The sequence below is a fragment of the Methylocucumis oryzae genome (genome assembly GCF_000963695.1).
Lineage (GTDB): Bacteria > Pseudomonadota > Gammaproteobacteria > Methylococcales > Methylomonadaceae > Methylovulum > Methylovulum oryzae.
The window spans coordinates 1-8,955 of record NZ_LAJX01000032.1 but is presented as its reverse complement, the minus strand read 5'-3'; the positions used below and the strand labels follow the sequence as shown (position 1 = coordinate 8,955).

Below are 8,955 nucleotides of genomic sequence, written 5' to 3'. Positions count from 1 at the left end.
ATGCTGTCGGCAATACGCCGCTTGCGTCATTCCGCTGCTTTGCCAAGTGTTCAGGTGATGTATCCAATGCGCGGTTAAGGTCATGCATTATCCTCTTCAAAAATTTTGAGAATAACGGTTCTGAATTTATTAGAACAGGTGGTTTGGTTGAGCGCTTACGATGCGACCATATCATCGCCGGTTAAGCTAGGCATTAACTTACGCGCCGCTTGCAAGAAATTTTCTTTACGATATTTAGCGATTTCCAAGTGAGCTAATTTTCTAAAATTATTGGCATTACGCGCATACATTTTTAGTAGTTGCCATGATATATCCAGACTTTCGCCGACGCTTAAGCCTTCGGTGAGCTGATAATTTTCTCGACCAAACGCCGGAATAGCGGTTGGCCCAATATACACATCGTTATTAATTACTCGGGTTAAATGCACACCCAAGAACGGTAAGGAAATATCAGGCACAGGATAAATATTAGCGCGTACTTTGGGCGCCGCATCAGCGGTTAACTTCCAATAAATACCTTTAAACGGTACTAAGGCGTAATCCTCTGCTAAACCAAAATACTTAGCAATCGTATCGGCATAAGCACCGGCACAGTTAACTAAGAAACCATAAGAAAATGTGCCGTCAGTGGTCTGAATAGACTGGCTTTGCTGAGCGCCAACCACTCGGGTATTAAAGAAAAACTTAACCCCTTGCGCTAATAATTTATCTCGTAATCGGGTCACGACCGCTAAGCTATCAATAACCGCTGTGGTTGGACAATAAATCGCTGCTAATTCAGTAGCGGCATAAGGCTCTAATTCTCGTAACTGTTGATTATCAATACGCTCAGCAGGAATATGATTTTGCTGTGCGTTAGTTAATAATTTATCCACCACCGGTAATTGTTGCTCGGAAGTTGCTAAGATGACTTTACCACAGGCACGATAAGCTATTGCTTCAGCCTCAGCAAAAAGCCGCATTCGTTGTGCACCTTTAGCACAGACCTGCGCTTTTAGCGTATCGCTAGCGTAATAAATACCACAATGCATGACACCGCTATTGCGTCCGCTGGCATGTTTAGCGACATCGGACTCTTTGTCTAATAGTGCGATTTTACTAGATGGCTGCCGCTGAAGTATCTCATAAGCCACTGTCAACCCTACAATACCCGTACCAATGATAACGACATCAAACGTGTGACTATGCATAAAGCAAGGGTATGAATTAGACGTTGCCGTATTTTGAATTTTTAATCATGGTATAGCCTTTAATCAATTCGGCTAAGCCTTGAGACAAACTGACCGACGGTTGATAACCGGTCGCTTCAATTTTAACGTTTGATACGATATAGTTGCGTTGATCGGGATCTTTACCTACCGGCGCTTCCATAAAGACAAAACTCGGTATTAATGCTTGTATATGTTCGCATAATTCATACTTTGATACGTTAGCATCCGACAAACCAACGTTATAAATTTGCCCTTTCATCGTCTCAAAATGGTTAATGCCATGTTGAAACGCTTTAGATACATCGCGTACATGAATATAGTTGCGTTTAAAATGACTTTCAAACAACACTATAAAACGGTCGTACACCGCTCTATAAGCGAAATCATTGACGAGTAAATCAATACGCATACGCGGTGACATACCAAACACCGTCGCTAAACGGAAACTTATCGCGTTAGGATGTTGCATAAGCTCTTTTTCAATCGCGACCTTATCTATCGCATAGTTTGAAATGGGCCGTAACGGTGATTCTTCTGTACAAAAATTATTCTCATCCCCCGAACCATAGGCACTATTGGTTGTGGGCATTAAAACTCTCTGCTCTTTAGAAATATGTTTTAGCATCAACAGAATGGCATCATGATTAATCGATTGCGCACCGACAGGGTCTTGATTACATAAAGGCGCCCCCACATAAGCCGCAAGCGGAATAATAATGTCAGCCTTGCTCAACAAGGGTAGCAGGGTATCAGTGAGCCGAATATCGCCTTTAACAACATGAAAGTTAGGGTGGTAACAAACATGATTTAAGCTAGCCTGTTGATACATGAAATTGTCCAACACCGTCACTTGATGTCCCGCAGATAACAAATCAGGTACCATGGTCGAACCTAAATAACCCGCACCTCCGGTCACTAAAATATTAAATGCCACTCTGTGTCTCCTGTTTACTTTTAAAATACCGGACAAATCCTACGCCGCTTGTTTATTTTCTGTTAAATTTATGCCGATATTACTTCGGCGGCCCGAAAATAATCGTCAGGAATGCCTATATCGATGAATCGACCAGAACATTCCATACCATAAAACTGAACACCTTGCATCAGTAATTCGGGTAATAACTCATCTTCCAAAGAAAATTTAGCACCGATACGAAAACAGCTTTGGTTAAGCACAGACGGCTCTACAAGATAAACGCCACCATTAGCCAACCGGCCTGGCTCAGTATCATTAGATTTAAAGGCAGAGATAAGGCCATTTTCAGCGACCCTCATCCCCATATACCGACCATAATAGTCCGTGCGAAATAATGAAAAACGTCCAACTAGAATCATGGTTTTTATGAAAATCAGCCAGTTCGTCTAACGCTACAGAAAAAAAAGTATCCCCGTTCAATACTAATACTGTTTCATCAACTTCTTGTAACGCATAGAACAAGCCGCCACCTGTGCCTAGTGGTTCCGATTCAATAGCATAGTCTATTCGAGCATGACGATAATGTGCGCCAAAATGCGTCGTAATAATGTCAGATTGATAACCCACTGATAAGATAAAACGTGTCACGCCCTGAGCAAACCAATAATCCATTAAATGCTCCAGAAAAGGACGCCCCGACACACTCGCCATAGGTTTAGGCAACTCAGAAACAACACTACGCAATCGTGTGCCTAAACCACCCGCCAGGATAATAGCCGTATTGACCTTAGACACTATTTAACTGAATTTAAAATACGGCATAAGTCATCGATTTCCCAATCCTGAAGATCAGGGAAATTCCCGATATAAAAACCGTAAAAATGAACATGCTCAACGTTTGGAAACTGTAAGTAAAAATTTTCCGGCACAATACCTTGTAAATAGGGCTGCCTTAGTTGATTACCACCTCCGGCACTGCCGCGTCGAAATTCAACACCTGCTTCACGCATTGCTGCCATTAATCTGACGACAAACCCGTCATCCGGCTCATTGAGTATTAAATTAAAAGCATAATTACTAGAGCCTTCCAATTTAAAGTCAGTAAAGTATTTACTCGAATCAATTTGTTTTAAAAAACGCATTAAATTATCAGTGCGTCGTTGTACATTCGCATCAAGACGTTTTAACTGGCTACGCCCAAGAATGCCGCCTATTTCCGTGTTGCGCATGTTATAAGCGGGATAAGCAAAAATAAAGTCGGGATTTAAAGCTGGATAGGCTTGTTGATACGACTCGCGTAGCGATAAATCATTAGCCTCTCTTACCATTCCATGGGAGCGTAACATGCGAATTTGCTGATAAACTTCATCATCATCGGTACAAACCATGCCACCCTCTATCGTGCTCATATGATGGGCATAATAGAAAGAAAAATTAGAAATCCAACCGTAACTGCCTAAGCGTTTATTATTATGCGTTGCGCCGTGCGATTCACAAAACGTCTTCAATTAACGGAATATTGCGCTGTGCTAGCTCAGTGAGTAATTCATCAGTTAAACCATCAAAGCCCTGCACATGGGTTAAAAACACGGCTCGGGTCTTATCGGTTAATTGACTAATAATTTGCTGACTATCCATCGCTAATGTGCATGGGTCAATATCAACAAAAATAGGCGTAAAGCCATTTTGTATCACAGAAGCAATATCCGATACCCACGTAAGCGTAGGGACAATAACATCGCCACCTTCCGGATAGCGAATTTTTAATACAGCCATGGTTAATAAATTAGCTGACGCGCCAGAATTAACAAAAACACTGTATTTAACACCTAACCATTCAGACCATTCTTGCTCAAAGGCCCGCACATTGGCGCCATTTGTCAGCATGGGGTCATCTTGTTTTAAATGTGCTATAACGGCATCAAGATCTTCTCTTAAGATATTGTTGCGCATTAACGGAAATTTCATGAGTTCTCCAATGACTCTAATTGGTATTCAACAAAAGCGCTCTTTAAAGGCCAAGATTTGCTTAAGCACGACTTCAGGCCCAATACCTACGTGTTCATGCAGCTCCGTGCGTGAACCTAACTCAAAGCGATATTTCGGCTCTACGCCAATATTAAGCATTTTAGCCGCTATCCCTCGATGCGATAGCAAATCAAACATTAACGCATCTAACCCACCGCGTCCTTTAAATCCCTCTTCCAACGTTACAACGCCTGCATAATCCTTTAATACATTACACAAATCGTCGGCTGAAAATCTGGCTAAATCAAATAAATCAATCACACCGACGTCTAAGCCATATTCAGAAAGCAACCCCGCAACGGTAATTGCGGTATGCAGCATATAACCCGTGGCAACTAAAACCAGTTGCCCTGACTGTCGGTGACTATGAAAACCTTTGGCTAATTCTGGCGCGCCATCTGGGTAAATAACCGATAAGACTTGCGCATCTAACCGTAAATATTTAGGTCCTTGTTGATTCAAACAAGTACTTAACAAAGCAGCCGCTGTCACATGGTCAGAGGGCGATAAAACCTGAAAATTAGGTAATGCACGCATCAACGTAATATCTTCATAACATTGATGAGTAGGGCCTGAAACAACATAGCTATAACCAGCACCTACTCCGATTAAATTAACATTCATGGGGCGAACTTCTGATAATAGCGCTAAGCTAACACGAATTTGCTCATAGCAGCGCATGGTGATAAAAGGCGCAATGGCATAAGCAAAAACGGTATAGCCTTCGAGCGCCAGCCCAGCAGACACATTGATTAAATTTTGCTCAGCAATGCCCACATTAACGAAGCGCTCATTAAAATCCGCACGAATTTTTGTCAAGCACGGGTGAGCCAAAATCAGCAGACACAAAGAAAATTTGCTTATTATCAGACATGGCCCGCCAGATTTGCTCTAACAAAGCATCCCGCATCGCTATCGCTTTCATACTCATGCTTGCGGCTCCAATAACTTATCAATCAATTCTGGCTTAGGGTTCATGATATGGCATAACGGTGCATTTTCGAGCCCTGGCACGCTATGTCCTTTTAACGTTTTTGCAATCAACGCCTTGGGTTTGCCAGCCCGCGTATTTTTTTTGCTGGGCTAATAGGGCTTGAACCGCATAGACATCGTGACCGTCAACATCTAAACAATCCCAACCAAAAGCGGATAAACGTTGATTTAACTGCTGATGCGACACAATATCATCGGTATAACCCAACATACTGATGTGGTTATCATCGACAATCAAATGCAAGTTATCTAACCGATGATGCGAAGCAAACATCAGCGCTTCCCAATTCGCCCCTTCATGCAACTCTCCATCGCCCACCATCACAAAAACATTGCTATCACTGTTTTTACGCTTTAAGCCTAAAGCCATTCCGGTCGCGACGCCTAAACCATGACCTAAAGAGCCATTCACTGTTTCATAACCAGGAATCACAGGGTCAGGAATACCACCTAAAAAACTGCCTGATTCACAAACATGTTGTAATGCTTCAAGTGGAAAGAATCCTAAATCGGCTAAGATGGGATACATACAAATTGAGCCATGACCTTTGCTAATCACGCATCGGTCTCTATCATCTGCTAACGGGTTTTGCGGGTAAAACCGTAGAATGCCGCCATAATACAACGCGACGAATAATTCGATGGCAGACAAGGACGAGGCAACGCGTGTTTCTGGCGCACGCCTATGAATTGCCAAGGTTTCACGCCAAACCCAATGGCATTTGGCTAATAAATCAATAGCTGATTCTCTTGTATTCAAAATTTATAGCCCATTCGGTTGATATAACACCACTTTGCTACCTGAGTTATCGAAATTAAATGGTACATGTATTAAATAATTAAGCTTTTCCCGAATAGCATCATGGTCTTCTGGTCTAGCGAATAACAATAAAAAACCACCACCACCCGCGCCTAAAATTTTTCCGCCAATGGCACCAGCCTTTTTCGCGGCTTCATAAATTGCATCAATTTCTGGTGTGGATACGCGATCAGATAAACTACGCTTATAGCGCCAAGCCAAATCAAGCAACACACCAAAATCATCCAAAGATTGTTCGCCCTGCAATATCAGCAAGGCCTCATCAACCATTCCCCGCATACGCTTTAATTCTAGCTCGCGATGATGAAGATTATCGATTTTTGCTTTGGCAATCTCGGAAGCAATACGTGAAAAGCCGGTAAAGCACAACATTAAGTGGCTTTGTAATAATTTCACTCTATGAGCAGGAAGAATAATAGGGGTAAACGTCAAAAACGTCATTTCTATGAAATTCAATTAAATTAAAGCCGCCAAAAGCGGCAGAAACCTGGTCTTGAGAACCGACGTTTTTCACCAATTAATTGTTGCTCAATATGAATTGCATCACTGGCTAGCTGTTCTTTATTCGTCATTTGCCCGCGCAAGGCATATAAAGCGTGGACAAGCCCGACGGTAAACGAGGAGCTAGAACCTAAGCCTGAACGGGCCGGAAGATCGCCGTCGTGATGAATCTCAAGCCCTTCAGTAACATTTGCCCATTGTAAAACTGCTCGAACCGCAGGATGTTTAACCTCGGCTATTTCTTGAACATTTTCAATATGAGAATAAACAATACGATGTTTATGCTCAAAAAATGGCGGCAATTTCCTACAACTAATGTAACAGTATTTATCGATTGTCGTAGCGAGAACTGCACCACCGTGTTGTCTAAACCAAGGCGGATAATCGGTGCCGCCACCAAAAAAAGAGATTCTATAAGGTGTACGGGTAATAATCATTGAAACCTTTAGTCTCCGAGGATTTTGCGTTTTAGTTTAATCATATCCTCAATATTTTGCCTTTCTTGATGCCCAAAGCTATGCTCAACCAAATTAAGATACACAGGATTAGAAAAATATTTTTGCCAAGCAGAATCACGGAAACTCAATACTTGAACTGAACTTAAATATTTAGTCGGTAACGGTTGGCTTTCATAGAGTCAAAATGCGTGGCCTTCTTAAAAATCAGGAACTGCCAACCATTTTTCTTCGCCATGGAATAGATAGGACTACCCGGCACTGCTTGACAAGGATACAAATTAGCAGTTTCTGTATAGAGAGATTTTTGCATACTATGAAAAACTCTCTATTTCGATTGCACCGGTAGTGCTTATTTCATAATCTCTGCGAAAGAATCGACAAACAATTCAGCAAAATGTGGATAAAAGCCATTACAGAGGTAATCAAAATTATATTGCACATCTTCTGCTAATCCGTTTCGCGCTTGGCTCAATTCGGCTGGGCTAAGGGAGCCTAAGCGGTATAACTCGGTAATCAGCGCGAGTAAACGCATGCCAGGGTCTTTGATAGTGTCGTAGTGCTCATCAATAACTTTGTTAAATGTCCTAAAACCTAATGCTCTTAGGCGTTCTAGCGTTCCAGGGTCGCCAAGGACAACGAATGGATGAGACCAATAAAGGGGTTTGACCAGTTTTTCAGTAATAAATAATGACTCTCCACTGGTAAAGTAAGATTCACCGACGATACTCATAAACGTTTCGGAATACCATTTACCGTCGATAGAGCGAAATGCAAAGCTTTTGTTATCGGCGAATGAATCCGAGCCTGGAATAGTAATAGGAAACTGTTGTGTTAAACGATTAGCTATTTCAAGCCAGTTAACACCTGCTCTAAAATTTGGTGCCGCTTCAAGAAATTTAACAGCACTATTTAGTTCGTAGGCTAATAAATCCGTGTTACTGACTTGACTGACTTCATAGCCTCCGAGTAAAGAAAAAACAATTTGACTCTCTTTGAAATAATCCAATAGCGCTAAAATGACAACCATACGATGAAATTTTATTCTACGGATTAAATACAAAAATGGCTTCAAAGGCTGTTGCTGTTCGGCAATTCTTTTTTCTAAGCTGACATTGGCTGTGATGAGTTCTTGTATTGCAGGGTCGCTCTCTAGCTTTAAGGCGGTATATACCATGGCAAAGTCTAACGACCATATACGCATTGGCTCAGTAATACCTAGTTCAGAAACAACGGCCTCATGAAAACGCCGGTGCCGATAAATTGGAATCTGCAAGAATAATTCTAGCGGGAGGAATATTAAGATCGCGTAATGCCTGATATATTTCGATAATATCGTCCTTAGGTGGCTGTTCATTATCAGGTTTTACGAATAACGGCTCAATGGACACATCAATTATCAAATCTGCTTTGTGTTCCCTAAGTTCGGTTAAAATCGATGGAGGTATAAGATCCCAAATATAAACATCATATATCAAGCGAGTCGTAGGTTTAAAAGAAGGTAGCATTCGCCAATAAACGCCAAGTTTATAGATATATACTTTGCGTTTTTGTAACGAAGCAAGCTTATTTTTCTGTTCCTCACTCAGTATTTTATCGATAATTGTTAGTACTGGAGCACTCCATGATTTCTTTGAAATAAGTTCCATTTAAACCTCTCTTATTAAAATAGTGAATTTGCTTAAGCAGAAAATAAGCTCGAACTTAAGACAGGGCAATTTAAATTTATGTGCGTAAAGCCAAATCGCCATTTTGGAGTGGGCTGTCGACTTTATGTATATGCTATCCGCAAAAAATGCAGCATGTCATTTTAAGCGATTTTCCTCAAATTAAGGGCTGCCAATTTTTAGCGGATAATCTCTACAAAAAATTTGGGCTACACACTTTAGCAGGGACAGGATATTTAGGGTGACAGAAAACTGCTCCTCGGCAATAGCTCCTGCATTGCTCTACCTCCTGCGTCCTGCAGTCGTGCGTTTTCTGCATTCACCACATCCTTGTGGTTCCAGGTGTTGGCAGCAGGCATGCTGC

General features: G+C 41.6%; 14 protein-coding genes. All 14 read right to left on the bottom strand.

What is annotated here, in order from left to right; translation table 11 throughout:
• On the bottom strand, positions 1-84 hold an 84-nt coding region (gene tnpA, locus VZ94_RS33060; protein WP_439097694.1), incomplete at its 3' end, for an IS66 family insertion sequence element accessory protein TnpA.
• A 71-nt stretch (positions 85-155) separates the two neighbouring features.
• Entirely contained in the window at positions 156-1,190 is a 1,035-nt protein-coding gene (gene lhgD / locus VZ94_RS04345; protein WP_045778298.1) for an L-2-hydroxyglutarate dehydrogenase, read from the bottom strand.
• A gap of 16 nt (positions 1,191-1,206) precedes the next feature.
• Positions 1,207-2,145, bottom strand: coding sequence for an NAD-dependent epimerase/dehydratase family protein (locus tag VZ94_RS04340; protein ID WP_082081384.1), 939 nt, complete (start codon positions 2,143-2,145; stop codon positions 1,207-1,209).
• A gap of 68 nt (positions 2,146-2,213) precedes the next feature.
• Positions 2,214-2,486 (bottom strand): glycosyltransferase family protein, encoded by a 273-nt coding sequence (locus VZ94_RS24215; protein WP_082081381.1) that lies wholly within the window; start codon positions 2,484-2,486, stop codon positions 2,214-2,216.
• A complete protein-coding gene (locus VZ94_RS24210) occupies positions 2,473-2,922 on the bottom strand; it encodes a sugar phosphate nucleotidyltransferase (protein WP_157844846.1) in 450 nt (149 codons plus the stop codon). Before VZ94_RS24210 ends, VZ94_RS24215 begins: the two co-directional genes overlap by 14 nt.
• A complete protein-coding gene (locus tag VZ94_RS26795; protein WP_204369047.1) occupies positions 2,922-3,635 on the bottom strand; it encodes a DegT/DnrJ/EryC1/StrS family aminotransferase in 714 nt (237 codons plus the stop codon). Before VZ94_RS26795 ends, VZ94_RS24210 begins: the two co-directional genes overlap by 1 nt.
• Entirely contained in the window at positions 3,619-4,095 is a 477-nt protein-coding gene (locus tag VZ94_RS30185) for an aminotransferase class I/II-fold pyridoxal phosphate-dependent enzyme (RefSeq protein WP_204369046.1), read from the bottom strand. The genes VZ94_RS26795 and VZ94_RS30185 overlap by 17 nt, the downstream gene beginning before the upstream one ends.
• A gap of 27 nt (positions 4,096-4,122) precedes the next feature.
• Positions 4,123-4,974, bottom strand: coding sequence for a transketolase family protein (locus VZ94_RS04325; protein WP_204369045.1), 852 nt, complete (start codon positions 4,972-4,974; stop codon positions 4,123-4,125).
• Complete coding sequence (locus VZ94_RS26785) at positions 4,949-5,086, bottom strand: hypothetical protein (RefSeq protein WP_204369044.1); 138 nt, start codon at positions 5,084-5,086, stop codon at positions 4,949-4,951. Before VZ94_RS26785 ends, VZ94_RS04325 begins: the two co-directional genes overlap by 26 nt.
• An 84-nt stretch (positions 5,087-5,170) precedes the next feature.
• Positions 5,171-5,908, bottom strand: a complete 738-nt coding sequence (locus VZ94_RS04320) for a transketolase (RefSeq protein WP_204369043.1) — start codon at positions 5,906-5,908, stop codon at positions 5,171-5,173.
• Between the two features lie 3 nt (positions 5,909-5,911).
• Positions 5,912-6,424 (bottom strand): hypothetical protein, encoded by a 513-nt coding sequence (locus VZ94_RS26780; protein ID WP_204369042.1) that lies wholly within the window; start codon positions 6,422-6,424, stop codon positions 5,912-5,914.
• 5 nt (positions 6,425-6,429) lie between these two features.
• Positions 6,430-6,906 (bottom strand): GHMP family kinase ATP-binding protein, encoded by a 477-nt coding sequence (locus VZ94_RS26775; protein WP_204369041.1) that lies wholly within the window; start codon positions 6,904-6,906, stop codon positions 6,430-6,432.
• Between the two features lie 370 nt (positions 6,907-7,276).
• Positions 7,277-8,128, bottom strand: a complete 852-nt coding sequence (locus VZ94_RS04310; protein WP_045778296.1) for a hypothetical protein — start codon at positions 8,126-8,128, stop codon at positions 7,277-7,279.
• A gap of 34 nt (positions 8,129-8,162) precedes the next feature.
• Positions 8,163-8,573, bottom strand: coding sequence for a hypothetical protein (locus VZ94_RS04305; RefSeq protein WP_045778295.1), 411 nt, complete (start codon positions 8,571-8,573; stop codon positions 8,163-8,165).
• Between the last annotated feature and the right edge of the window lie 382 nt (positions 8,574-8,955).